This window comes from Ramlibacter sp. AN1133, from assembly GCF_037890035.1.
Lineage (GTDB): Bacteria > Pseudomonadota > Gammaproteobacteria > Burkholderiales > Burkholderiaceae_C > Ramlibacter.
Genome location: NZ_JBBKTQ010000022.1, coordinates 14,990 through 38,831, shown reverse-complemented (window position 1 = coordinate 38,831; position 23,842 = coordinate 14,990). Strand labels below are relative to the sequence as shown.

The window sequence follows — 23,842 nt, the reverse complement described above, 5'->3', positions numbered from 1 at the left end:
CGGCAAGCACCGCGACCAGTGCGCTGCCGGTTCAAAAAAGCCCCCCGTGAAGGAGGCGGCATGGCTCAGAACAGGTCGACCTGCTCCGAGAAAAGGCTCATGACCGATTCGCCCTTGGCGATGCGCTGGATCGTTTCGGCGATCAGCGAGGCGACGGAAACCTGGCGCACCTTCGCGCAGGCGCGCGCGGTGTCGGACAGGGGAATCGTGTTGGTCACCACGACCTCGTCGAGCGCGGTGCCCTTCGTGATGCGGTCGATGGCGGGCCCCGAGAAGATCGGGTGCGTGCAGTACGCGTACACGTGCTTGGCGCCGCGCTCCTTGAGCACCTCGGCGGCCTTCACCAGCGTGCCGGCGGTGTCGATCATGTCGTCCATGATCACGCAGTTGCGGCCCTCGATCTCGCCGATGACGTGCATCACTTCCGAGACGTTGGCCTTCGGGCGGCGCTTGTCGATGATGGCGAGGTCGGTGTTCAGCTGCTTGGCCAGCGCGCGGGCGCGCACCACGCCGCCGACGTCCGGCGAGACGACGATCAGGTCCTCGTAGTTCTTGGTGCGCAGGTCGCGCAGCAGCACCGGCGAGGCATAGATGTTGTCGACCGGGATGTCGAAGAAGCCCTGGATCTGGTCGGCGTGCAGGTCCATGGTGAGCACGCGGGCGACGCCCACGGTCTGCAGCAGGTTGGCAACCACCTTGGCCGAGATCGGCACGCGGGTGGAGCGCGGCCGGCGGTCCTGGCGGGCATAGCCGTAGTAGGGGATCACGGCGCTGATGCGCTCGGCCGAGGCGCGCTTGAGCGCGTCGACCATGATCAGCAGTTCCATCAGCGTGTCGTTGGTCGGCGCGCAGGTGGACTGCACCACGAAGACGTCGCGTGCGCGCACGTTCGTGTTGATCTCCACCGTGACTTCGCCGTCCGAGAACCGGCCCACCGTCGCGGCCCCCAGCGAGATGCCCAGGTGGCGCGCGATCTCCTCGGCCAATGCCGGATTGGCATTGCCGGTGAAGACCATGAAGTCGGGGGTGGGTGGAGCAGCCTGCTGCATGAGGATCGGACGCCTTTGTCAGTCGAAGGCCGGGCCCGTGGGCCCGTCCTGCGACGTCTTAACGACTGGTTTGGCAGGGGAGGAAGGACTCGAACCCTCGCATGCTGGAATCAAAATCCAGTGCCTTAACCAACTTGGCGACTCCCCTACACGGGTCGGCAGCCGCAATCAGCTGTCAACCGAATCGTCGCTGGACGCCCATCCCACCAGGGGATGAACCTCCATATTGCCGCATTCCCGCACCACCCAGCCCTCCTGGGCCCAGCGTGCCGGCACCTGCGCCGGAACATTTTCCGGCGGCAGCAGCGCGAAGACCGCACTGCCCGAGCCCGTCATGCGGGCCCGCAGGCCCTGCCTGGCGAGGAACTCCAGCGCCTCTCCCACCTGTGGGTTGAGTTGCCGTGCCACCGGCTCCAGGCTGTTGTGCCCGAAACCCCAGGGATCTGCAGCAAAGCCTGCGATTGTAGCAGCAGTGCTGTCCCGTTGCAGCGCGGGGTGACGGAAGATGTCGGCTGTCGACAACCCGCGGGGCGGCTTGACCACGATGAAGCGGGCGGCCGGCAGGGAAATCGGGCGGATCCGCTCGCCGATGCCTTCCACCCAGGCGTTGCGCCCGCGCAGGAAGAACGGGACGTCGGCGCCGAGCTTCAGGCCGATCGCCTCCAGCGCGGGCCCCGGCAGGCCCAGGCCCCACAGGCGGTTGAGCGCCAGCAGGCAGCTGGCCGCGTCAGAGGAGCCACCTCCCATGCCGGCTTCGGCAGGCACGCGCTTCATCACCTGGATGTGGGCGCCGGCGGTGCAGCCGGTGGCCTGCTGGAGGGCACGGGCGGCGCGCAGCGTCAGGTCTTCGTCAGGCAGTGCCGGACCGAGGTCTTCGCGGCTGAGGCCGCCCGCGGGGCGCAGCTCGAAATGCAGGCTGTCGTGCCAGTCCAGCAGCATGAAGGCCGACTGCAGCAGGTGGTAGCCGTCGTCGCGCCGTCCCGTGATGTGCAGGAAGAGGTTGAGCTTCGCCGGCGCGGCGACGTCGTACAGGGCGCGCATGCGCTCAATGGTCGAAGGCGACGCGCAGGTCGGCGATGGGAGGCGGATCGACGCGGCGCGCGCGCAGCCGGCCGTCCGCGACCTGGCTCACGTCGGCCTGCCAGCCCGCCACGGGCGTGGCCTTGCCGGCGAGCCAGTCGAACAGCGCCGCGATCGGGATCGGCGCGCCGGTGGCCTCCTGGGCCAGGGCTTCCAGCGAATCGAACTGGCGCGTGTTGCCGCCGGAGCGCAGCGTGGCGCTGCCGGGCGCCCAGGCCAGCACGGCGATGGTGCCGCCCAGGGGATTGAAGAGGCTCAGCTCGCCGTTCTCCGGCGCGCCCTTGAGCTCGAAGCCGGCCGAAAACGACTGGCCCGCCTGGCCTTCGACGCTCAGCGCGAGGCGCCCGGTCCACAACTGCGTGCCGGGCGGCACGACCGGGCGTGGCGGCGTGGCGCACGCGGCCAGCAACAGGGCGCACAGCGCGGCCAGCAGCCACGCGCCAAGGAACCGTGCCCTCACAGCCGGACCCGCAGCCGCTTGATCGTCTCCAGCAGCGTCTCGTTCTCGTTGTTCAGCAGCATGCCCTCGCGCCAGACCTTCTCGGCCTGGGCGCGCTCGCCGAGCGTCCACAGCACTTCACCGAGGTGGGCCGCGATCTCCGGGTCCGGCCGCTCCTTGTAGGCGCCTTGCAGGATGCGCAGCGCCTCCGCGCGGTTGCCCAGGCGGAACTCGACCCAGCCGAGGCTGTCGGTGATGAACGGGTCGCCGGGGGCGTATTCCAGGGCTTTCTGGATCAGCTGCTTGGCCTCGGGCAGGCGCACGTTGCGTTCGGCGAAAGAGAAGCCCAGGGCGTTGTACGCATGGTGGTAGTCGGGCTTGACCACCATCACCTGGCGCAGCAGCCGCTCCATGTCGGCGAACTCGTTGAGCTTCTCCGCCATCATGGCCTGGTCGTACAGGAGGTCCGCGTCCTTGGGGTTCTTCTCCACCGCCTGGGCCAGCAGCTCGTAGGCCGGCTTGTATTGCTTGTTGTCCCGCAGCAGCGCCACCTCCGCCGACATCTTCAGGCGGGCATCCGCCGGCGTGCGCTCGGGCAGCGACTGGATCAGCTTGCGGGCCTCGGCCATCTTGCCCTGGCGTGCCAGGATGGAAGCGCGCCGGTTCTGCGCCGCGATCAGGTCCTGCGAGTTCTCGATGCGGTCCAGCCAGGCCCCGGCGGCCGTGAAATCCTTGCGCTTTTCCGCCACCTGCGCCATCGACAGGTAGGCCTGCGCAAGGCCGCGGCTGCGCTCCTCGCCGGCGGGTTGCGACTGCGCCAGCTGGATGTACTTCTGCAGCGAAGTCTCGGCCTGGGCGAGCTGGTTGTCCTGCACCAGCAGGGTGCCTTGCGCCAGCCAGGCTTCCGGGAATTCCGGGCGCTCGCGCGTCACGAGCTGCAGCTGCTGCAGGGCCTCCTGGTGGCGCTGGGCATCGAGCAGCGCGCGGGCATAGCCCATGCGGATTTCCGGCAGCGGCTGGTTCTGCAGGTAGCTGCGCACCAGCACTTCGGCCTGCGGCACCTTGGGATCCATCAGTTCCAGCGCCAGCAGCGCCGGGCCTTCGGCCTTGGCGTTCAGCGCCTGGCCCCGCCTGGCGGCATCGAGCGCGCCCTCGATGTCGCCCGCGGCCATGCGCATGCGGCCGACCGTGCTCCAGGCCGCGGCGGCGGTGGCCGGCTGGTTCAGGTAGTCGGCCAGCGCCTGCTCGATCACCGTGGCGGCCTGCTTCTTGTCGCTGGCGCGCCCGTAGATGCGCGGGGCCATCGCGATCACCGCCGCGCGGTCGCCGGCATCGGCCAGCGCGATTTCCGTCTTCAGCGGTTCGACGCTTTCCGGGATCCGGTTCAGGGCCACCAGGATCTGCAGCACGTAGCGGTTCGCCTCGCGCGAGTTGGGGAAGGCCTGCTTCCAGGCGCGCGCGGCCTGCAGCGCGGCGTCGCCGTTGCGGGCCTCGAACGCCAGTTCCACCGCGCGCTGGTACAGCGACGGGTCCGTGGTCTTGCGGGCGGCGTCGAGGATCAGCGCGAAACCGGCCGCGGGTTCCGCGCTGCGCACGTTCAGCTCGCCCAGCAGCAGCTGGTAGAACAGTTCGGCATCCATGCCGCTGTTGTCGGGCGCGGCGGCGACGAGGGGCGAGGTGCCCTGCGCGAGCACGGGGCCCGCGAGTGCACAGCACAGGAGCAGCAGCCCTGCCTTCGGGAATCTTTTCATCGAATCATGATAATGGCCCGTCCCGCCAAGCCGCTACGTGATTTTGCGGCCCCTCCGGCTGCTTGCTGTTTCGGACGGGCCGCCCAACCGTTTCCATGCCCGAACTGCCGGAAGTCGAGGTCACGCGCCTCAGTTTTGCCGACCGCATCGTCGGCGCCCGCATCCTGGAAGTCCGCGTGGGCAAGCCCCTGCGCTGGCCCCTCGGCTGCGAGCCCGCCGCGCTGGTGGGGCGCACGGTGACGGCCGTGCGGCGGCGCGGCAAGTACCTGCTGCTCGATCTGGATCGCGGACTGCTGCTGCTGCACCTGGGCATGTCCGGCAGCCTGCGCTTCGACACGGGCCTGCCCGAAGCGGCGCTGCACGACCACTTCGACCTGGTGACCACGCTGGGCGTGTTGCGCCTGAACGACCCGCGCCGCTTCGGTGCGGTGGTGTTCTGCGAAGGCGAGGATGGCGCACAGGCCCGCAAGCTGCTGGGCGGCCTGGGCGTGGAGCCGCTGGGGGAGGACTTCGCGCTGGAGGCCTTCCACGCGGGCCTGAAGACGCGCCGCGCCCCCATCAAGCAGGTGTTGCTGGCCGGCGACCTCGTCGTAGGCGTTGGCAACATCTACGCATCGGAAGCCCTGTTCCTGGCCGGCATCCGGCCCACGATGCCGGCTTTTCGCATCAGCAAGCCGCGCGCCGCCCGGCTGCAGGCGGCGATCCGCGAAGTGCTCGCCAAGGCGGTGGAAAAAGGTGGAAGCACGCTGCGCGACTTCTCCAACGCGCAGGGCGAATCCGGCTACTTCCAGCTCGAAGCCATGGTCTACGACCGGGCCGGCGAGCCATGCCGAAACTGTCAAGCGCCCATACGGATGATCCGGCAGGGCCAGCGCGCGACATATTTCTGCCGGAACTGCCAGAAAGGCTGAAGGGCGCCTTAAGACCCGATGCTATAGTCAACTGGGGCGGGACTCTCTCAGTGGCACTATCCTTCAACGAACAATTCGATCAGCACGGCGCGTGGCGACGCGAATTCGCATTGCGCCTGAAGCTGCTGTCCGAATGGCTGAAGGACCACGACCTCCTCGATAGCGCCGTCGAGGAGCGCCTGCGCCGCCTCGAATCGCAGATGCGCACCGACAAGGTGATGGTGGCCTTCGTCGCCGAGTTCTCGCGCGGCAAGTCGGAACTGATCAACGCGATCTTCTTCGCCGGCTACAAGCGCCGCATCATGCCGGCCAGCGCCGGGCGCACCACGATGTGCCCCACGGAGCTGGGTTACGACCCCGAGGTGCCGCCGTGCCTGCGCCTGCTGCCCATCGAGACGCGGCTGCACACCCAGCCCCTGATGGAATGGCGCATGGTGCCCGAGAAGTGGCACCGGGTGGACCTGGACGTCAACGATCCGCAACAGCTTTCGCAGGCCATCGAAAAGGTCTCCGAAGTCCGCCACGTCACCGTGGAGGAGGCCCGCGCGCTCGGCTTCTGGCACGACGACAGCCCCGAGGACAACCCGATGATGGGTTCCGACGGCCTGATCGAGATCCCGAAGTGGCGCCATGCGCTGATCAACATCGCGCACCCGCTGCTCAAGCAGGGGCTGGTGATCCTCGATACGCCGGGCTTGAACGCGATCGGCGCCGAGCCCGAACTGACCGTCAACCTGATCCCGCAGGCGCACGCGGTGGTGTTCATCCTGGCCGCCGACACGGGCGTGACCAAGTCGGACCTGCAGATCTGGCGCGAGCACCTCATCACCGAGGACAACGACGCCGATTCGCGCCTCGTCGTCCTGAACAAGATCGACACCATGTGGGATGCCTTGAGCACTCCCGCGCAGGTGCAGGCGCAGATCGACCGCCAGCGCGCCACCACGGCGGAGATCCTGGGCCTGCAGCGGCACCAGGTCATCCCGGTGTCGGGCCAGAAGGGCCTGGTCGCCAAGGTCAACGACGATGCCGACCTGCTCAAGGCCAGCCGCCTGCCGCAGCTGGAACAGGCGCTGGCGCATGGCGTGCTGGGGCAGCGGCAGAAGATCCTGCGCGCCTCGGTGGCCGCCAACATCGGCGAGCTGCGCGGCGAAGCCACGCGGGTCCTCTCCATCCGCCGGCGCGACCTCGCCGAGCAGATGGTGGAGTTGAAGGGCCTGCGCGGCAAGAACATGTCGGTCATCAAGCACATGCGCGCGCGCATCGAGCAGGAGCAGGCCGAATTCGACGCGAGTGGCGCCAAGATCCACGCGGTGCGCTCGGTGCACCTGAAGCTGCTGCGCGACGTGTTCAACCTCCTGGGCACCGCGGCCCTGAAGTCCGAGATGCAGGAACTGACCGACGCCCTGCGCCAGCCGGGCCTGAAGCTCGGCGTGCGCAAGGCCTACGGCAAGACCTTCGACCGCCTGCGCGACGGCCTGCGCAAGGCCGGCAAGGTGAGCGACGAGATCCAGACCATGCTCACGGGCACCTTCCGCCAGCTCAATGCGGAATACGGCTTCTCGCTGCAGGCGCCGCGCGAGCCGGACCTGGCCCGCTACGAACGCGATCTCGACCTCGTCGAGCGCAGCCACAACCAGTACCTGGGCGTGAGCAACGCGCTGCGCCTCGCGCAGCCCGAGTTCGCGGATCGCCTGGTGCGCGCGCTGGCCACGCGCCTGCGCGTGATCTACGAATCGGCGCTGGGCGAAGTGGAGCTGTGGAACAAGTCCGCGGCCGCGCAGCTCGATGCGCAATTGCGCGAGCGGCGCCGCAACTTCGGCCGCCGGCTGGAGGCCATCGAGCGCATCCAGCAGGCCGCGAGCGGCCTCGACGACCGCATCGCCGAGATCGAGGCGCAGGAGCTGGCGCTGGACCAGCTCGATCTGAAGCTCGCCGAACTGACCTCGCACCTGTCGCATACGCCCGCCGGGCCGGCGGCGGCGCAGCCTGCGCTCAAGATGGCATGACGGACGCGAGCCCGCCGGGCCGCCCCAAGGGCGAGCACCGGAAGCCGCAGGCCGGGGGTTCGTGTGAAGCGGCTGGTTTCTCCGGCCGCGTGGTGCGCTGGCAGCGCACGCACGGCCGCAACGAGCTTCCCTGGCAGAACACGCGCGATCCGTACCGCGTGTGGCTGTCGGAAATCATGCTGCAGCAGACGCAGGTCGCGGCGGTCCTCGGCTACTACGAGCGCTTCCTCGCGCGCTTCCCCGACGTGTCCGCGCTCGCCGCGGCGCCGCTCGACGACGTGCTGGCGGCGTGGAGCGGCCTGGGCTACTACAGCCGCGCGCGCAACCTGCATCGTTGCGCGCAGGAGGTGGTGGGCCGGCATGGCGGCTCGTTTCCGCGCACGGCCCTCGAACTGCAGTCGCTGCCCGGCATCGGGCCTTCGACGGCGGCGGCAATCTCCTCCTTCTGCTTCGGCGAGCGTGCCGCGATCCTGGACGGCAACGTCAAGCGCGTGCTCACGCGCGTGCTGGGATTCGGCGAGGACCTGAGCGCCGGTGCGAACGAGCGCGCGCTGTGGGACCACGCGCGTGCGCTGCTGCCCGCGCGCGAGCTGCACGAGAACATGCCGCGCTACACGCAGGGCCTGATGGACCTCGGCGCCACGGTGTGCCTGCCGCGCAACCCGAGCTGCCTGATCTGCCCGGTGCAGCCGCAGTGCGTCGCCGCGCGGGAGGGCCGTCCGGAGGCGTATCCGGTGAAGACGCGCAAGCTCCAGCGCAGCGCGGAGTCCTTGTGGCTGCTGCATGCGCATTCGGGCGATGGGGCGGTGTGGCTGCAGAAGCGGCCCACGCCGGGCGTATGGGCGGGCCTGTATTGCCTGCCGGTGTTCGCGAGCCGGGATGCGCTGGAGGAGGTGCTGCCTCCAGCCTCACGCCGCAAGCTGCGCGACGTCGAGCCGTTCGTGCATGTGCTCACGCACAAGGACCTGCACCTGCATCCGGTGGAGGCGGTGCTTTCGCCCGACTGGCAGGCGGGGGAGGGCGCGTGGTTCGCATCGAAGGAGTGGCCGGCGCTCGGATTGCCTGCTCCGGTGCGCAGGTTCCTGGAGAACGCGTAGGCTGGCCCGAAGGGGACGGTGAGCCGCGCAGCGCGCGAACCCCAGCGCTGGGGTTCCGGCGCTTCGCGCGTCACCGCCAGCCTACGAAGCCTTGTCGCTGCTGCGACGGTTCCCCATCTCCCGATGGCGCTTGAGCGTCGTCCACTTCTCGCCGAACTCCGCGCACAGCCGCTCCACCAGGTACACCGAGCGGTGCTGCCCGCCCGTGCAGCCGATGCCCACCGTGACATAGCTGCGGTGGTTGCGCGCCAGCGGCTGCATCCAGTTGTCCAGGAAGCCCGCGATGTCCGCGAACATGTCCTGCACCTCCTGGTGCTTCTCGAGGTATTCGACGACGGGCGCATCCATGCCTGTGAGGTCCCGCAGCTCCGGCTCGTAATGCGGGTTCGGCAGCATGCGCACGTCGAAGATGTAGTCCGCGTCCAGCGGGATTCCGCGCTTGTACGAGAACGACTCGAACACCAGCGTCAGCTGCGCCAGCGGCGCCGACAGCAGCGACTTCACGTACTCCTGCAGTTGCGAGGCGCGCAGCACGCTGGTATCGATCACGTGGGCGCGCTCGCGCAGGTCGGAGAGCAGTTCGCGCTCCAGCTCGATCGCTTCCACCACGGCGCGGTGCTGGTCGCCATCGGTTTCCACCGCCGTCTTGGACAGCGGGTGGCGCCGGCGCGTCTCGGAGAACCGGCGCACCAGCGTATCCGTGCTGGCGTCGAGGAACAGCGGCCGCACGGCGACGCCGCGGTGCACCAGCTCGCGCAGGTGGCCCGGCACCAGCGGCAGCGAGGTGGCCGTGCGCACGTCCATGGCGATCGCCACGCGGCGCCGCGCGTTGCGCTCCTCCAGTTCGGTGAAATCCAGCAGCAGTTCCGGCGGCAGGTTGTCGACGCAGAAGTAGCCGGCGTCTTCCAGCGCGCGCAGTGCCACCGACTTGCCCGAGCCCGACATGCCTGTGATGAGGACGAGCTCCAGCGACATGGCGGCCTCAGCTTTCCCGCGCCGCCGCGGCGTCGCCGAGCATTTCCTTGGCGTGCGCCAGCGTCGTGCCGGAGAGGCGCTCGCCCCCCAGCATGCGCGCGATCTCCGCGACGCGCTGCTCGCCTTCCACGCCTGCGACGCTGCTCTCGACGCCCTTGGCCCGCGCCTGCTTGGCGACGACGAGATGGTGATCCGCGCAGGCCGCGACCTGCGGCAGGTGCGTGACGGCCAGCACCTGGCGGTCGCGCCCGAGCTGCTTCATCAGGCGCCCCACCGTCTCGGCCACCGCCCCGCCGACGCCGGAATCGACCTCGTCGAAGATCAGCGTCTGCGCTTCGCCGAGCCGGCTGGTGGTGACGGCGATCGCCAGTGCGATGCGCGAGAGCTCGCCGCCCGAGGCGACCTTGCCCACCGGGCGCGGCGTGCTGCCGGCGTGGCCCGCGACCAGGAAGCTCACTTCTTCCAGTCCGTGCGCGCTGGGGCCCTCGGCCTTCTCCAGCGCCACTTCGAAGCGGCCGCCCTGCATGCCCAGGCCCTGCATCGCTTGCGTGACGGCCTTGGCGAGCTGCGGCGCGGCCTTCGTGCGCGCCTTCGACAGCGCCCGTGCCTCGGCCAGGAAGGCCTCCTGCTCGCGCTTTTCCGCGGCTTCCAGTGCCGCGAGGTCGGCGGCCGCATCGAGCTTCGCGAGTTCGTCCTTCCAGGACGCGAGCAGCGCCGGCAGCTCCGCCGGCGTGCGCTTGTAGCGCCGCGAGAGGGAAACCCACAGCGACATGCGCTCGTCGAGTTCCGCCAGCCGCTCGGGATCGAGGTCGGTCTTGCGCAGGTACGCATGCAGCGAGTGCGCCGCGTCTTCGAGCTGCGCCAGGCTGGAGCCCAGCACCTCGGCGATCTCGCGGAATTGCGGCTCGAGGTGTTCCTGCGCGCGCAGCGCATCGACCGCCTGCGCGAGCGGCCGGCGGGCGCTGCCTTCGTCGGCATCGAGCAGTTCCTGCGCGCCCTGCGCGGCATCGAGCAAGGCCTGCGCGTGCGACAGGCGCGTGTGGCTGGCGTTGAGCTCGTCCCACTCGTCGGCGCCGGGCGCGAGCTTGTCGACCTCGCCGATCTGCCAGGCCAGGCGCTCGCGTTCGCGCTGCAGCGAATCCTGCGCGGCGCGCGCGTCGGCCAGCGTCTTCTGCGCCGAGCGCCAGACCGTCCACAGCTGCTGCAGCTTCTCGGTGTTCACGCCCGCATAGCCATCGAGCAGGCTGCGCACCGAGGCCGGCCGCGTGAGGCTCTGCCACGCGTGCTGGCCGTGGATGTCGACCAGGTGGTCGCCGACCTCGCGCAACTGGGTGGCCGTGGCCGCGCTGCCATTGATCCAGGCGCGGCTCTTGCCCTGGTTGTCGACGGTGCGGCGCAACAGCAAGGCATCGGCCGAGTCGAAACCGGCTTCCTGCAGCCACGGCAGCAGGGAGGCAGGCAGGTCGAATTCGGCGGTGATCTCCGCGCGGGGTGCGCCCTCGCGCACGACGGTGGCCTCGGCGCGGGCGCCCAGGGCGAGCTGCAGCGCATCGACCAGGATCGACTTGCCCGCGCCCGTTTCGCCGGTGAGCACGGAAAAGCCGTCCGCCAGGTCGAGTTCCAGCTCGCGGACGATCACGAAGTCGCGCAGGGCGATGCGTTTGAGGCTCATGGTCCCGCAGTGTCGGCGCTCAGGCGCCTTCGTTCCAGTGCATTTTCTTGCGGAGCGTGTCGAAGTAGCTCCAACCCCTGGGGTGCAGGAATCGTACCCGGTGCTGGGAGCGGCGCACGGTGATGCGGTCGCCGTGCAACAGCGAGGCCAGCGACTGCATGTCGAAGTTTGCGCTGGCGTCGCGCCCGGCGACCAGTTCGATCGCGATTTCGGCCGAATCGGGCAGCACGATGGGCCGGTTCGACAGCGTGTGGGGCGCGATCGGCACCAGCACCCAGCCGGGGTTGGATGGATGCAACAGGGGCCCGCCGGCGGACAGGGCATAGGCCGTGGACCCGGTCGGCGTGGCGACGATCAGGCCATCGGCGCGCTGGCGCGAGACGAAATGCCCGTCCACCTCGATGCGCAGTTCGACCATGCCGGAGGTGGCGCCGCGGTTCACGACCACGTCGTTCAGCGCCAGGGCATCGAAGACGGCGTGGCCGTCGCGCATCACGATGGCGTGCATGAGCGTGCGGTGGTCCTCGTCGTACTCGCCGGCCAGCATGGGCGGCAGCACGGTGCGGTACTGGTCCAGGGGGATGTCGGTGATGAAGCCCAGGCGCCCCTGGTTGACGCCCACCAGGGGCGTGCCGTGGCGGGCGAGCTGCCGGCCGATGCCCAGCATGGTGCCGTCGCCGCCCACCACCACGCCCAGGTCGCATTGCGAGCCGATGCCGGGAACATCGGCGGTGGGGTAGCCGCTGATCTCCGAAACGGCGGCGGTGTCGCGTTCCACCACCACCTGGCAGCCCTGGCATGTCAAGAATTCCGCAATCTCCTCCAGCGCGGTGCGCATCGTCGCGGCCAGTGCCGGCGCCACGGCGGCGTGGTACTTGCCGATCAGGGCAACCTGCCGGAAGATGGATTTCATCGGCAAATTACATCACTAAAATTGCCGCGCAAGCCTTACCCTGTCCCACCATGCTCGACGACCGCGCCAAGCTGCTGCTGAAAACGCTGATCGAGCGCTACATCGCCGAAGGCCAGCCGGTGGGCTCGCGCACGCTCTCGCGCGCCTCCGGGCTGGAGTTGTCGCCGGCCACCATCCGCAACGTGATGTCGGACCTGGAGGAACTGGGCCTGGTCGCCAGCCCGCACACCTCCGCCGGGCGCATTCCCACGGCGCGCGGCTACCGCCTGTTCGTCGACACCATGCTGACGGCCCGGCGCGACGACATGCTCGCGGCCCCCTCCCTGCCGCCCGACCAGCCGCAGAAGGTGATCGCGCATGCGGCGCAGATGCTGTCGAACCTGTCGCAGTTCGTGGGCGTGGTGGTGGCCCCGCGGCGCAGCTCGGTGTTCCGCCACGTCGAATTCCTGCGGCTGTCGGAGCGGCGCTTCCTGCTGATCATCGTGTCGCCGGAGGGCGACGTGCAGAACCGCGTGGTCCACACCAATGTGGACTACAGCCAGCCGCAGCTGCAGGAGGCGGCCAACTTCCTCAATGCCAACTATGCGGGCCTGAGCATCGAGCAGGTCCGCGAGCGCCTCAAGGGCGAGGTGGAGCAGCTGCGCGGCGAGATCGTCACGCTGATGCAGACCGCGGTGGAGGAGAGTTCGCAGGCGATGCAGCAGGACCAGGAAGAGGTCGTGATCTCGGGCGAGCGCAACCTGCTGGCCGTGACCGACTTCGCCAGCGACATGACGCACCTGCGCCACGCTTTCGAGCTGTTCGAGCAGAAGGCGCAGCTGATGCGCCTGCTGGACGTGTCGAGCCAGGCCGACGGCGTGCGCATCTTCATCGGCGGCGAGAGCCACATCGTGCCCTTCGAGGAGCTGTCGGTGGTGAGTGCGCCGTACGAGGTGGACGGGCACGTGGTGGGCACGCTGGGCGTGATCGGGCCGACGCGCATGGCGTACGACCGGATGATCCAGATCGTGGACATCACGTCGAAGCTGGTGAGCAATGCGCTGAGCCACAAGGGGGGTGGATCGGGGTCCTGACGATCCATTGCGCGTCGTCATTCCCGCGCCTCTCCCCCGTCATCCCCGCCCCATTCCGGTCATTCCCGCGCTGGCGGGAATCCACGGCGCGAAAGCGCCGCTCCGGGCCCCGACCCCACCCGCACTCCTACAATCCCCCCTGGCGGGCCGTTAGCTCAGTTGGTCAGAGCAGGGGACTCATAATCCCTTGGTCGCTGGTTCAAGTCCAGCACGGCCTACCAGCGCGATGCGCGGTGCCATTGCACCGGGTGCTCCACACGCACCAGCGCCGATCCGACCATTGCGGATCTCCAGTGATCCGGATCGCCTGTGCTGGCCACGCGAACATCCCCGCAACGCACGAATGTCCCTCGTCTCCAATGTCCGACACCGGTCATTCCTTGACTTGGATCACCTGACACCAACCGGGGGATTGCGATCGAGCTGCGGCTATGATAGGTGCCATGCATGTAGGTCGTAAGTCTCTGCTTCGAGCTGTCTTCCTCCTGGTCCTGGCAGCGGTAGTCACCGCGATGCTTCTGCCGTACAGCGTGCTCGAGGCCCTCCTGCGGGAATTCACCTGGCTCAAACGCCTGATGAACTTCCTCGACACGGTGGCGCCGGCTTTCGAACTGGATCACATGCTGGCCTTCGGAGTGCTCGCGTTCCTGACGCACCTGGCCTGGCGCGGCGTGCGCGCCTGGCACGTGGCGCTCGCCGTTCTCGCCCTGGGTGCCCTGATGGAGCTCGTGCAGATCCTGATCCCCGGCCGGGAAGCGGCGGTCCTGCATGTCCTCATGGACGTCGCCGGTGGCGTGGCCGGCTTCGGGATCGCCTGGCTCTTCACCCGTGCATGGGGCTCCGACAGCCTTCCGGACGACTACAAGCTCTCCACTCACTGGGTCGGCGAGAACAGCGAATCCTGACCCCTGGGCTTGCCCGGGCAAGCGGGCGCCACTGCATTCGCCTGCCGCAAGCGCTGCGCGTCACCGGACGCAACCCTGGCTGCCAGGATCGTCGCACTTGGCAGCCCCTCCTGCCTTCAGGGGCACCAGTGTGCCGAGGTGCACTGGCGAAAGCGCCGACGCGATGAGCGTGCGCGCTCGACAGCGCACAGTCCCCGAAGAATACGCGCTGCCCGCTGGCTCCCTGCGGGCGGGCAACTCCACTTTACGGCCGCCTCGTGCGGCCGCTTTTTCTCCGGGGCTCTTAGCGGCGTTCCGCGTTGTCACGGCCTCTGATTCCATGGCACAGATGTCCGCGAGGCCGCGAGGCCGCGAGGCCGCGACCGGAAGCGCGGGATCAAGCCCGCGCCGCCTGCCTGTCGCGCAGTCGATGAGTTCCATTTTTTGCAGATATTGCAGAAAAATGGAACTGGAAGGTAGAATGCGAGGGAACTGGAGCCCCCCGCATGTCCTACCCCTTCGCCGGCGTCACCGTCCTGGACCTGACGCAGATCTATAACGGTCCGTACGCCACCTTCCTGCTCGCGCAAGGCGGCGCCGAGGTGATCAAGATCGAGCCGCCCGGCGGCGAACACCTGCGCAAGCGTTCGGGCTCCAGCGGCGCGGCGATGCCCTTCGCCATGCTCAATGCGAACAAGCGCACGATGACGCTGAACCTCAAGACCACCGAGGGCCGCGCGCTGCTGCTGCAACTGGTGGAGAAGGCGGACGTGCTGGTGGAGAACTTCGCACCCGGCGTGATGGACCGGCTGGACCTGGGCGAGGACGTGCTGCGCAAGGCCAATCCCAGGCTGATCTATGCCTCCGGCTCCGGCTACGGCAAGACCGGCCCCTACCGCGACTTCCCCGCGATGGACCTCACCGTGCAGGCCATGGCGGGCGTGATCGACACCACCGGCTACCAGGACGCGCCGCCCGTGAAGGCCGGTCCCGCGGTGGCCGACTTCCTCGCCGGCATCCACCTGTTCGGCGCCATCTCCGCCGCCCTCTTCGAGCGCGAGCGCACGGGCCGCGGCCGCAGCGTGGAAGTCTCGATGATGGAGGCGGTGTACCCCACGCTGGCCTCGGGGCTCGGCCTGTACTACGGCTCCGGCGGGCAGGAGGTTCCGCGCACCGGCAACCGCCACACCGGCCTGTCGCTGTGCCCCTACAACGTGTACCCCACGCGCGACGGCTACATCGCCATCATCACCAACAACGACCAGCACTGGCGCTACCTCGTCGACGCGCTCGACGCGCCGCAGCTGGCGGAAGACCCGCGCTTCGGCACGGTGCAGGACCGCTGCGCCCACATGGACGCCGTGGACGCGGCGATCGGAGACCTCACGCGCCCCTACGGCAAGACCGAGCTGTTCGAGCTCCTGATCCGCAACCGCGTGCCCTGCGCACCGGTGCGCACGCTGGCGGAGGTCGTGAACGACCCGCACCTGCACGCGCGCGGCTCGCTGCAATGGATCGAGCACCCGGAGTACGGCCGCATCGTGGTGAACACGAGCCCGCTACGCTTCGCGGGCGAAGACGGCATGGTGCCGTACAAGCCGAGCTCCGCGCTCGGCGCCGACACCGAGGCGATCCTCACGGAGCGCCTGTCCCTGGACGCCGCGCAGGTCGAACGGCTGCGCGCCCAGCAGGTGCTGTGATGCCGCCCGTGCCGGCGCCCCTGCTCACGGGCAAGCTCGCGCTGGTCACCGGCGCGGCCAGCGGCATCGGCCAGGCGATCAGCGTGGCCTTCGCCGCGGCCGGCGCCCGCGTGCTGGCCACCGACCGCAGCGCCGAAGCCTGCGCGCGCACGCTGGAGCTCGCGTCCGCCTTCGGCACGCAGTGCCGGGCCTTCGCGCTGGACGTGACGGATGCGGCGGCCGTGCAAGCCCTGTCGGATCGCATCGGCGCCGAGATCGGCGACATCGACGTGCTGGTGAACAACGCCGGCATCATCATCCGGCAGCCGGTCGACGCCGGCGACGCCGCGCAGAACGCCCGCCGCATGATGGACGTGAACTACTTCGGCGCCCTGAACACGATCCAGGCCTGGCTGCCCGCCTTGCGCCGCACGCGCGGCAACATCATCAACGTCGCCTCCGGCGCGGCGCTGCACGGCCAGCGTGGTGCAGCGGCCTACTCTGCATCGAAGGGCGCGCTCAAGCTGCTGACGCAATCGCTGGCGGGCGACTTCGCGCGCGACGGCATCCGCGTGAACGCGCTCGCACCCGGCGTGATCGAGACGCCGATGACGGAGGCCACGCGGAACGATCCGCAACGCCTCGAGGGCTTCCTCGCGCGCATTCCCGCGCGCCGCCTCGGCCAGCCGCACGAGATCGCGGCGCCGGCGGTGTTCCTCGCCTCCGACATGGCCAGCTATGTCGACGGCGTGGTGCTCTCCGTCGACGGCGGGCTCACCGCCTGCTGATGCCGCGCGGCGCGCGCCGTGCGGCCCTTCAGATCACTTCGCCGCCGTTCGGGCTGATCACCTGGCCCGTCAGGTAGTCGGCCTCGGCCGACGCGAGGAAGGCGACCAGGTACCCGATTTCCTCCGGCTCGGCGCGCCGTCCCGCCGGCACGTTGGCCTTCAGGTCGCGCTGGTAGGCCTCGGTTTCCGCGTAGGCGCCCAGGATGGGCGTGCGCACGCGCCCCGGCGCCACGGCGTTCACCTGGATGTTCCACTCGGCGAACTCCCTGGCCCAGGCCTTGGTCAGCCCGATCAGGGCGGCCTTCGCGCCCGCGTAGTGCGAGCTGCGGCGGCGTCCGCTCAGGCCCAGGATCGAGGAGGTGTTGATGATCTTGCCCCGGCCCTTGCGCTGCATGCCGGGCAGCACCGCGCGCGTGCAGAACCAGGTGCCCTTCACGTGGACCGCGAACATGCGTTCCAGGCGTGCGTCGTCGACCTCGAGGAAGGCCTCCTGGCGGCTGGCGATGCCGGCGTTGTTGACGAGGATATCGATGTCGCCCAGCTCGCTGGCCGCCGCCGCGATGGCCGCCGCGACGGCTGCGGAATCGCTGACGTCGGCCACGCAGGCCAGCGCGCGTCCGCCCGCGGCGATCACCTGCGCCACCGTCTCCTCGGCGGCCCTGGCATCGAAGTCGTTCACGATCACACCAGCGCCGCGCTGGGCGAGCACCAGCGCATTGGCGCGGCCGATGCCGGAGCCGGCTCCGGTCACCAGAGCGATGCGGCCGGCGAGCGAGTTCGTCGATCGTTGGTCTTTGTCGGTCACTTCTTCGCTCCCGCCATGAGTTGCAGCACTTCCTGGTACTTGGCGGTGTCGCGCCGGATCGCGTCGCCGAATTCCTGCGGCGTGCCGCCCACCGGCACCAGGCCCTGCAGCGCGAAGGTCTCGCGCACCCTGGGCTGGCGCGTCGCCGCCGCGATGGCCTTGTGCAGCCGGTCGACGACGGCGGCCGGCGTGCCTGCCGGCACGACCACGCCCATCCAGATGCTGTGCTCGAAGCCCGGGAAGCCCGATTCGGCGACCGTGGGCACCTCGGGCGCCGAGGCCGAACGCGTCGCGCCCGTCAGCGCGATCGCCTTGACGCGGCCGGCCTTCATCAGCGGCTGCGCGGAGAGCAGCCCGCCCACGAACAAGTCGATCTCGCCGCCGCCCAGGGCCACCACGGCCTGGCCGTCGCCCTTGTAGGGCACGTGCAGCAATTGCATGCCGGCGCGCCGTTCCAGCAGCTTGAAGGCCATGTAGTTGGGGCCGTCCTCGCCGGTGGTGGCGAAGGTGAACTTGCCCGGAGCCTTGCGCGCAGCCTCCACCAGTTGCTGCAGCGAGGACGCGGGCAGGTCGCCGCGCGCGAACACGCCCAGTTCGGCGAAGGCGACGAGGCTCACCGGTGCCAGGTCCTGCAGCGGCTTGTAGGCGACCGCCGGATTCACGAGCGGCGCGGTCACCAGCGGGCCGACGGTGCACAGGCACAGGGTGTAGCCGTCGGGTGCCGCCTTCGCGACCACGTCGGCGCCTAGCGCCCCCGCCGTTCCCGGCCGGTTCTCCACCAGCACCGGCTGGCCCAGCGTCTGGCCCATTTCCACCGCGATCGTGCGCGCCGCGATATCGGTCGCGCCGCCCGTGACGAAGGGCACCACCAGCCGGATCGCCTTGCCGGGGTAGGCCTGCTGCGCCTGCACCGCGCAAGCCCACAGGGCGAGTGCTGCGAGCAGGGCCCCTGCCCGGGTGAAGTTCCTCATGCGGTCTCCCTGGTTGAATTCAGATCACGCCCGCGTCGCGCAGCGCCTGCCGGCGGGCCGCGTCGAAGCCCGGCAGGTCGGCCAGCACTTCGTCGGTGTGTTCGCCCAGCGCGGGCGGCCGCATGCGGTACTGCACGGGCGTCTGCGACAGCCGGATCGGGTTGGCCAGCATCGGCATGGCCTCGCGCTGCGGATGCGGCAGGTGCACCACCATGCCGCGCTCGCGCACCTGCGGATCCGCGAACATCTCGTGCAATTCGTTGACCGGGCCGCAGGGCACGCCGGCTTCGGCCAGCGCGTCGATCCAGTGCTGCCTGGGGCGGGACAGGAAGATCGGATCCAGGATCGCGTTGAGCTCCGCGCGGTGGCGGATGCGGTCCTGGTTGGTCACGAAGCGCGCATCGGCGGGGAGATCCGGCCGCCCCATCACCGCGGCGAACTTCTGCCACTGTGCCTTGTTGCCCACCACCAGCATCACGCAGCCGTCCTGGCAGCGGTACATCTGCGAAGGCGCGGCCGTCGGCGACACGGTGCCGCTGCGCGGGACCGGGTCGCCCGCGACGAGATAGCCCATGGCGGCATGCGACAGCGCCGCCACCTGCGAATCCAGCAGGGCCAGGTCGATGTGCTGCCCCTGGCCGGACACGGCATCGCGATGCTCCAGCGCCGCGAGAATGGCGACCGAGGCATACATTCCGGCCATCAGGTCCGAGACGATCAGGCCCACCTTCTGCGGGCCGCCGCCCGGCTGGTCGTCGGGATGGCCCGTGATCGCCATCAGCCCGCCCATGCCCTGGAAGATCGAGTCGTAGCCCGGCTTCTTGCGATAGGGCCCCGTCTGGCCGAAGCCGGTGATCGAGCAGTACACCAGGCGCGGATTCAGCCCCCGCAGCGAGGCGTAGTCCAGCCCGTGCCGCGCGAGGTCGCCCACCTTGTAGTTCTCGATCAGCACGTCGCACCCGCGCGCGAGCGTGCGGATGATCTCCTGGCCTTCGGGGCGGGAGATATCCACCGTGATCGATTTCTTGTTGCGGTTGGCGCTGAGGAAGAAGCCGGAGTCGCGCGTGTATTCGCCCGCGTCGTCGCGCAGGAAGGGCGGACCGAGCCGGCGCGAATCGTCGCCTTCGTGCGGGCGCTCCACCTTGATCACCTCGGCGCCGAGGTCGGCCAGCATCTGCGCGGCCCAGGGGCCGGCGAACACGCGGCTCAGGTCGAGCACGCGCACATGGGAGAGGGCCCCGGTGGCCTGGCTGCTTTCCATCCGATCACTCCGGCTTCATCGTGCGAGCCATGCGCCGTCCATCGGCAGCGCGGCGCCGCGGATCTCGCCCGCGGCTTCGCTGCACAGGAAGGCCACGAAGGCGCCGACCTGCTCCGGCGCGACGACGCGCCCCGAAGGCATGCTGGCGGCGGCTATGCGCTGCTGCGCCTCCGCCCGCGTGATCTGCTCGCGTTCGGCCAGCAGCTTGGCATTGCGATAGAAGATCCGGGTCGATACGTCGCCCGGGCACACGGCATTGCAGGTGATCGGCGTCGTCGCGGTTTCCAGCGCCACCGCCTTGGTGAGACCCACGAGGCCGTGCTTGGAAGCCACGTAGCTGCTGCGCTCGACGCCGCCGGCCAGCCCGTACACCGAGGCGACGTTCACGATGCGGCCCCAGCCGCGCGCGCGCATGCCGGGCAGGGCGGTGCGGATGGTGTGGAAGGCCGCATCGAGGTTCAGGGCCATCACCTCGCGCCAGCGCTGGGGCGGATGGTCTTCGACCAGGCCCTTGTGCTGCGTGCCGGCGTTGTTCACCAGGATGTCGACGCGGCCGAAGCGCGCCACGGCCTCGCCCACCAGTCCGCTGGCGGCTGCTTCCTCGCGCAGGTCGGCCGGCGAGTGCGCGACCTCCACGCCGTACGCCGCCGAGAGTTCGCTGCACAGCGCGGCGAGCGCATCCGCCTCGCCGAAGCCATTGAGCATCACGCTGCAGCCTTCGGCCGCCAGCGCGCGGGCGCTCGCCAGCCCGATGCCGTCGGTGGAGCCGGTGACGAGCGCGACGCGATCCTTCAGGGTGTTCGCCATCGCCTCAATCCAGCTGCAGGTTCATCGGCTTGACGATGCGCTCCCAGGTGTGCGTGTGCTCCGCGATCAGCGCGCCGAATTGCCTGGGGTCCAGCGCCGGCGCATTGGCACCGTTGGCATCCAGCTGCGCCTGGATCTCGGGCAGCCTGAGCACTTCGTTCACGCTGCGATTGAGCTGCTCCACCACCGCGGCCGGCGTGCCGGCCGGCGCCATCAGGCCGTACCAGGAGTAGGCGACCATCTGCGGCAGGCCCGATTCCTTGAAGGTCGGCACGTTGGGCAGCAGGGGCGAGCGCGTGTCGGAGGTGATGCCCAGCCCCTTCAACTGGCCGCTGCGGATGCGCGGGATGGCGGTGGAGACCGCGTCGAAGTTCAGTTGCACGTGGCCGGCGAGCAGGTCGTTGCTGGCGGGGCCGGAGCCCTTGTAGGGCACGTCGGGAATGTCCACCTTCGCCGCCGACCGCAGCATCTCGTCCACCAGGTGCGTGGAGGAGCCCGGGCCGAGCATGGCGAAGTTGAGCCGGCCGGGATTCCCGCGGGCATAGCTCACCAGCCCTGCCGCGTCCTTGACCGGGACGGAAGGATGCGCCACCAGCACGAAGGGCGTGAGCCCGGCCAGCGCCACCGGGACGAAGTCCGCCGTCTTGTACGGCATCTTGCGGAACATCAGCGGATTCGTGGAGAGGGTGCTGGTGGTGGCCATCAGCAGCGTGTAGCCGTCGGCCGGGGCGCGCGCCACCGCTTCGGCGCCGAGCATGGTGGATGCCCCCGGCTTGTTGTCCACGACCACCGGCTGCCCCAGCTTCTCGGCGAGCTTGGTGCCGACCAGCCGGGCGAGCACGTCGGTGAAGCCGCCGGGTGCGTAGGGCACCACGATGCGCACCGGGCGCTCGGGCCAGGCGGCGTTCGCGGTGCCGTGCACCAGGGTCGCGGCCGCGGCCACGGAATAGAGGAGCTTGCGCGGGAAAGGCATGAGAGTCTCCGGAAAGCGGAGGCGGGACTTGCGTGAGTTCCGCCGTGTGGAAGTTGATCCATTCTGGATGTTGGCGACGCACCGGTCAAGCGCCGGCGGTCAGCGCCCCGTCCGCACGCCCTCGAGGAAGGCGTACACCGGGTCGGCTGGCGAGCGCGTGCCCGTGGGCTGGCGCCGGGCGAACAGCGCCGCGTTCTCCTGCGCCAGTTCGGGCCGCGTGCGCTCCTCGATCCAGTCGTAGACCACCGTGCGCTGCGCGATGCGCCAGGTGCCGCCGCGGCGCTCGAACCGGTCGAGGTAGCGGCCGCACAGGAAGGTTTCCAGCGCCGGCGCGGCGGCGTTGGTCTGCAGGGCCAGGAAGCTGCTTTCGACCGCCGCGCGGTCGCCATGCAGTTCCACCAGGATGTTGTTGACCTGGTGGACGCCGCGTCCGCCGGAGCGCAGCCGCGGCAGCGCCTGTTCGATGAAGCCATCGACCGGCCCGACATAGGCGCCGTGCGAGTCGTGGGCGTCCGGCCAGTAGGCCGAACGCAGCAACTCTTCGTCGGCGCGGTCGATGCCGCGGCAGTAGCGCAGGAGGCACTCCCGGATCGCTTCCTTGTCCAGCAAGGCGCGCAGGTCGGCTTGACAGGCTTGTTCCATGTCCCGAGAATACGACGAAAATGGAATCACGTCCACACCACGGACTCACCACCACCGCGAGGCGCCCCTCATGAACCCTGACTATTCCCGCTACCGCTTCCTGTCGATCCAGCGCGACGCCGGCATCGCCACCCTCACGCTGAACCAGCCGGAGAACCGCAACGCGATCCACGCCGAGATGCACGCGGAGCTGGAACACGTCTTCCTCGACCTGCAGGCAGACAAGGAAGTGAACGTGATCGTGCTGACGGGCGCCGGCAAGATGTTCTCGGCCGGCGGCGACATCAAGCGCATGGTCAACCGCTACGGCACCGACGAAGGCTGGCAGTTCTCGCTGGACACGCCGGCTTCCACCAAGCGCCTGTTCCAGAACATCCTGGAGGTGGAAAAGCCGATCATCGCCGCCATCAACGGCGACGCGGTCGGCCTGGGCGCCACGCTGGCCCTCTTCGCGGACTCCACGGTGATCTCCGAGACGGCCAAGTTCGGCGACTCCCACGTGAAGGTGGGCCTGGTCGCGGGCGACGGCGGAGCGGTGATCTGGCCGATCCTGGTCGGCCCGAACCGCGCCAAGGAATTCCTCATGCGCGGCAAGCTCATGAGCGGCAAGGAAGCGCAGGCGATGGGCCTGCTGAACCACGCCGTGCCGGCGGAGCAGGTGGTGGAGGAGGCGATGGTCATCGCGCGCGAACTCAACGCGCTGCCGCCGCTGGCCGTGCGCTGGACCAAGCTGTCCGTCAACAAGTGGATCAAGCAGCAGCTGAACCTGATCCTCGACGCGTCGATCGCGTACGAGATGCTGTCGATCAATTCGCGCGACCACCACGAGGCGGCCAAGGCCTTCCTGGAGAAGCGGCCGCCGGTGTTCAAGGGCAACTGAGGCCGGCCATGAGCGAAACCGCGCAACAGAGGGACTGGAACGCCCTGTCCGACGAGGAATTCCGGCGCGTGGCGCGGGAGTTCTTCGATGCCCACGTGCCGCAGCACCTGCGCTACCTGAGCCGCCGCCCGCGCTGGGCCGAGGTGAAGGAGTGGTACCTCACCATGTCGCACCATGGCTGGCTCGTGCCCGCGTGGCCGAAGGAATGGGGCGGCATGGGCCTGTCGCAATCCAAGGTGCTGGTGTACCTGGAGGAGCTGGAGCGCAGCGGCGCCCCGCGCGTGATGGACCAGGGCCTGATGAATATCGGCCCGCTGCTGATCGCGCGCGGCACCGACGAACAGCGCCAGCGCTTCCTGCCGAAGATCCTCTCGGGCGAGCACACCTGGTGCCAGGGCTACTCCGAGCCGAACGCCGGCTCCGACCTGGCGAGCCTGCGCACCGAGGCGCGCATCGAGGGCGACGAATTCGTCATCAACGGCTCCAAGATCTGGACCAGCGTGGCCTTCGACGCCACCCACATGTTCGCGCTGGTGCGCACCGACAAGACGGTGAAGAAGCAGGCCGGCATCAGCTTCGTGATGATCGACATGCGGCAGCCGGGGGTGACGGTGCGCCCGATCCGCAACATCGCCGGCCACGAGGAGCTGTGCGAAGTCTTCCTGGACGATGTGCGCACGCCCGTGGCCAACATGGTGGGCGGCCTCAACGAAGGCTGGAACGTCGCCAAGGCGCTGCTCGGCTTCGAGCGGATCTGGTCCGGCTCGCCGCGCCAGTCGATGCTGGCCCTGCTGCGCCTGAAGATGCTGGCCAAGGCGAGCGGCAAGATGGACGACCCCGTGTTCGTCGACAAGCTGGCGCAGGTCACGATGGACGTGCTCGATGCCGCCTCGGCCTACGAGCGCTTCGCGCAGATCATGCGCACCGGCGGCAGCTTCGGCTTCGAAGTGTCAATGCTGAAGATCTGGGCGACCGAGACCTGCCAGCGCGTGACCGAGCTGATGGTCGAGGCCGCGGGCGACCTCGGCGGCCTGATCGGCGATGTCGATGTGGAAGGCGAGTCCCTCGACATCCTCTACCCCTTCCTGGAATGCCGCGCCTTCACGATCTACGGCGGCTCCAGCCAGGTGCAACGCAACATCCTGGCCAAGAACGTGCTGGACCTGCCCTCCTGAGAAACGCC

At 69.3% G+C, this 23,842-nt stretch carries 22 protein-coding genes and 2 tRNA genes; 10 read left to right on the top strand and 14 right to left on the bottom strand.

Features of this window, described 5'->3' with window-relative positions:
• Positions 1-65: 65 nt before the first annotated feature.
• From WG923_RS23685 to WG923_RS23665, 5 genes are all read right to left on the bottom strand, one after another.
• Positions 66-1,049, bottom strand: coding sequence for a ribose-phosphate pyrophosphokinase (locus WG923_RS23685; RefSeq protein WP_340353472.1), 984 nt, complete (start codon positions 1,047-1,049; stop codon positions 66-68).
• 71 nt (positions 1,050-1,120) lie between these two features.
• Positions 1,121-1,197: transfer RNA gene (locus WG923_RS23680), tRNA-Gln, on the bottom strand.
• A 20-nt stretch (positions 1,198-1,217) separates the two neighbouring features.
• Positions 1,218-2,090 carry a 4-(cytidine 5'-diphospho)-2-C-methyl-D-erythritol kinase gene (gene ispE / locus WG923_RS23675; protein ID WP_340353471.1) on the bottom strand — a complete coding sequence of 291 codons (873 nt, stop codon included), beginning with the start codon at positions 2,088-2,090 and terminating at the stop codon, positions 1,218-1,220.
• Positions 2,091-2,094: 4 nt separating this feature from the next.
• Positions 2,095-2,589, bottom strand: coding sequence for an outer membrane lipoprotein LolB (locus WG923_RS23670; protein WP_340353470.1), 495 nt, complete (start codon positions 2,587-2,589; stop codon positions 2,095-2,097).
• On the bottom strand, positions 2,586-4,319 hold the full coding sequence (locus tag WG923_RS23665) for a tetratricopeptide repeat protein (protein ID WP_340353469.1): 1,734 nt from the start codon (positions 4,317-4,319) through the stop codon (positions 2,586-2,588). The genes WG923_RS23670 and WG923_RS23665 overlap by 4 nt, the downstream gene beginning before the upstream one ends.
• Before the next feature lie 95 nt (positions 4,320-4,414).
• Here WG923_RS23665 and mutM point away from each other — a divergent pair, with 95 nt between their 5' ends.
• From mutM to mutY, 3 genes are read left to right on the top strand one after another with little or no spacing between them, the layout of a single operon-like run.
• A complete protein-coding gene (gene mutM / locus WG923_RS23660) occupies positions 4,415-5,230 on the top strand; it encodes a bifunctional DNA-formamidopyrimidine glycosylase/DNA-(apurinic or apyrimidinic site) lyase (RefSeq protein WP_340353468.1) in 816 nt (271 codons plus the stop codon).
• 50 nt (positions 5,231-5,280) lie between these two features.
• Positions 5,281-7,239: a dynamin family protein gene (locus WG923_RS23655; protein ID WP_340353467.1), complete on the top strand. Its 1,959-nt coding sequence runs from the start codon at positions 5,281-5,283 to the stop codon at positions 7,237-7,239.
• Entirely contained in the window at positions 7,236-8,336 is a 1,101-nt protein-coding gene (mutY, locus tag WG923_RS23650; protein WP_340353466.1) for an A/G-specific adenine glycosylase, read from the top strand. Before WG923_RS23655 ends, mutY begins: the two co-directional genes overlap by 4 nt.
• An 81-nt stretch (positions 8,337-8,417) precedes the next feature.
• Here mutY and rapZ read toward each other — a convergent pair whose 3' ends face one another.
• Genes rapZ through WG923_RS23635 form a run of 3 tightly spaced genes read right to left on the bottom strand, consistent with a single transcriptional unit; the run spans position 8,418 to position 11,896 of the window.
• Positions 8,418-9,311 (bottom strand): RNase adapter RapZ, encoded by an 894-nt coding sequence (rapZ, locus tag WG923_RS23645; RefSeq protein WP_340353465.1) that lies wholly within the window; start codon positions 9,309-9,311, stop codon positions 8,418-8,420.
• Positions 9,312-9,318: 7 nt separating this feature from the next.
• Positions 9,319-10,983, bottom strand: a complete 1,665-nt coding sequence (recN, locus tag WG923_RS23640) for a DNA repair protein RecN (protein ID WP_340353464.1) — start codon at positions 10,981-10,983, stop codon at positions 9,319-9,321.
• Positions 10,984-11,002: 19 nt separating this feature from the next.
• Positions 11,003-11,896, bottom strand: coding sequence for an NAD kinase (locus WG923_RS23635; protein WP_340353463.1), 894 nt, complete (start codon positions 11,894-11,896; stop codon positions 11,003-11,005).
• A 50-nt stretch (positions 11,897-11,946) separates the two neighbouring features.
• Here WG923_RS23635 and hrcA point away from each other — a divergent pair, with 50 nt between their 5' ends.
• The 5 genes from hrcA (at position 11,947) to WG923_RS23610 (ending at position 16,320) form a co-directional block, all read left to right on the top strand.
• Entirely contained in the window at positions 11,947-12,969 is a 1,023-nt protein-coding gene (gene hrcA / locus WG923_RS23630; protein WP_340353462.1) for a heat-inducible transcriptional repressor HrcA, read from the top strand.
• Positions 12,970-13,113: 144 nt separating this feature from the next.
• Positions 13,114-13,190: transfer RNA gene (locus WG923_RS23625), tRNA-Ile, on the top strand.
• Between the two features lie 291 nt (positions 13,191-13,481).
• Complete coding sequence (locus WG923_RS23620; RefSeq protein WP_340353461.1) at positions 13,482-13,874, top strand: VanZ family protein; 393 nt, start codon at positions 13,482-13,484, stop codon at positions 13,872-13,874.
• Between the two features lie 485 nt (positions 13,875-14,359).
• A complete protein-coding gene (locus WG923_RS23615) occupies positions 14,360-15,553 on the top strand; it encodes a CaiB/BaiF CoA transferase family protein (RefSeq protein ID WP_340353460.1) in 1,194 nt (397 codons plus the stop codon).
• Positions 15,553-16,320 (top strand): SDR family NAD(P)-dependent oxidoreductase, encoded by a 768-nt coding sequence (locus WG923_RS23610; protein WP_340353459.1) that lies wholly within the window; start codon positions 15,553-15,555, stop codon positions 16,318-16,320. Before WG923_RS23615 ends, WG923_RS23610 begins: the two co-directional genes overlap by 1 nt.
• A 28-nt stretch (positions 16,321-16,348) precedes the next feature.
• Here the strand turns inward: WG923_RS23610 and WG923_RS23605 are convergent, their stop codons facing one another.
• The 6 genes from WG923_RS23605 to WG923_RS23580 all read right to left on the bottom strand — a co-directional run bounded on the left by WG923_RS23605 (position 16,349) and on the right by WG923_RS23580 (position 21,779).
• A complete protein-coding gene (locus tag WG923_RS23605) occupies positions 16,349-17,125 on the bottom strand; it encodes an SDR family NAD(P)-dependent oxidoreductase (protein WP_340353458.1) in 777 nt (258 codons plus the stop codon).
• Entirely contained in the window at positions 17,122-18,096 is a 975-nt protein-coding gene (locus tag WG923_RS23600; protein WP_340353457.1) for a Bug family tripartite tricarboxylate transporter substrate binding protein, read from the bottom strand. The genes WG923_RS23605 and WG923_RS23600 overlap by 4 nt, the downstream gene beginning before the upstream one ends.
• A gap of 19 nt (positions 18,097-18,115) precedes the next feature.
• Positions 18,116-19,357, bottom strand: a complete 1,242-nt coding sequence (locus WG923_RS23595) for a CaiB/BaiF CoA transferase family protein (RefSeq protein WP_340353456.1) — start codon at positions 19,355-19,357, stop codon at positions 18,116-18,118.
• A 15-nt stretch (positions 19,358-19,372) separates the two neighbouring features.
• Positions 19,373-20,164, bottom strand: coding sequence for a 3-hydroxybutyrate dehydrogenase (locus WG923_RS23590; protein WP_340353455.1), 792 nt, complete (start codon positions 20,162-20,164; stop codon positions 19,373-19,375).
• Positions 20,165-20,168: 4 nt separating this feature from the next.
• Positions 20,169-21,137: a Bug family tripartite tricarboxylate transporter substrate binding protein gene (locus WG923_RS23585; protein ID WP_340353454.1), complete on the bottom strand. Its 969-nt coding sequence runs from the start codon at positions 21,135-21,137 to the stop codon at positions 20,169-20,171.
• Positions 21,138-21,236: 99 nt separating this feature from the next.
• The gene (locus WG923_RS23580) at positions 21,237-21,779 is read right to left on the bottom strand and encodes a nuclear transport factor 2 family protein (RefSeq protein WP_340353453.1); all 543 of its coding nucleotides are present in this window, start codon (positions 21,777-21,779) and stop codon (positions 21,237-21,239) included.
• A 70-nt stretch (positions 21,780-21,849) separates the two neighbouring features.
• Between WG923_RS23580 and WG923_RS23575 the strand changes: the two genes are divergently transcribed.
• Both WG923_RS23575 and WG923_RS23570 read left to right on the top strand, forming a co-directional pair.
• On the top strand, positions 21,850-22,659 hold the full coding sequence (locus tag WG923_RS23575; RefSeq protein ID WP_340353452.1) for an enoyl-CoA hydratase/isomerase family protein: 810 nt from the start codon (positions 21,850-21,852) through the stop codon (positions 22,657-22,659).
• A gap of 8 nt (positions 22,660-22,667) precedes the next feature.
• Entirely contained in the window at positions 22,668-23,834 is a 1,167-nt protein-coding gene (locus WG923_RS23570) for an acyl-CoA dehydrogenase family protein (protein ID WP_340353451.1), read from the top strand.
• Positions 23,835-23,842 lie beyond the last annotated feature (8 nt).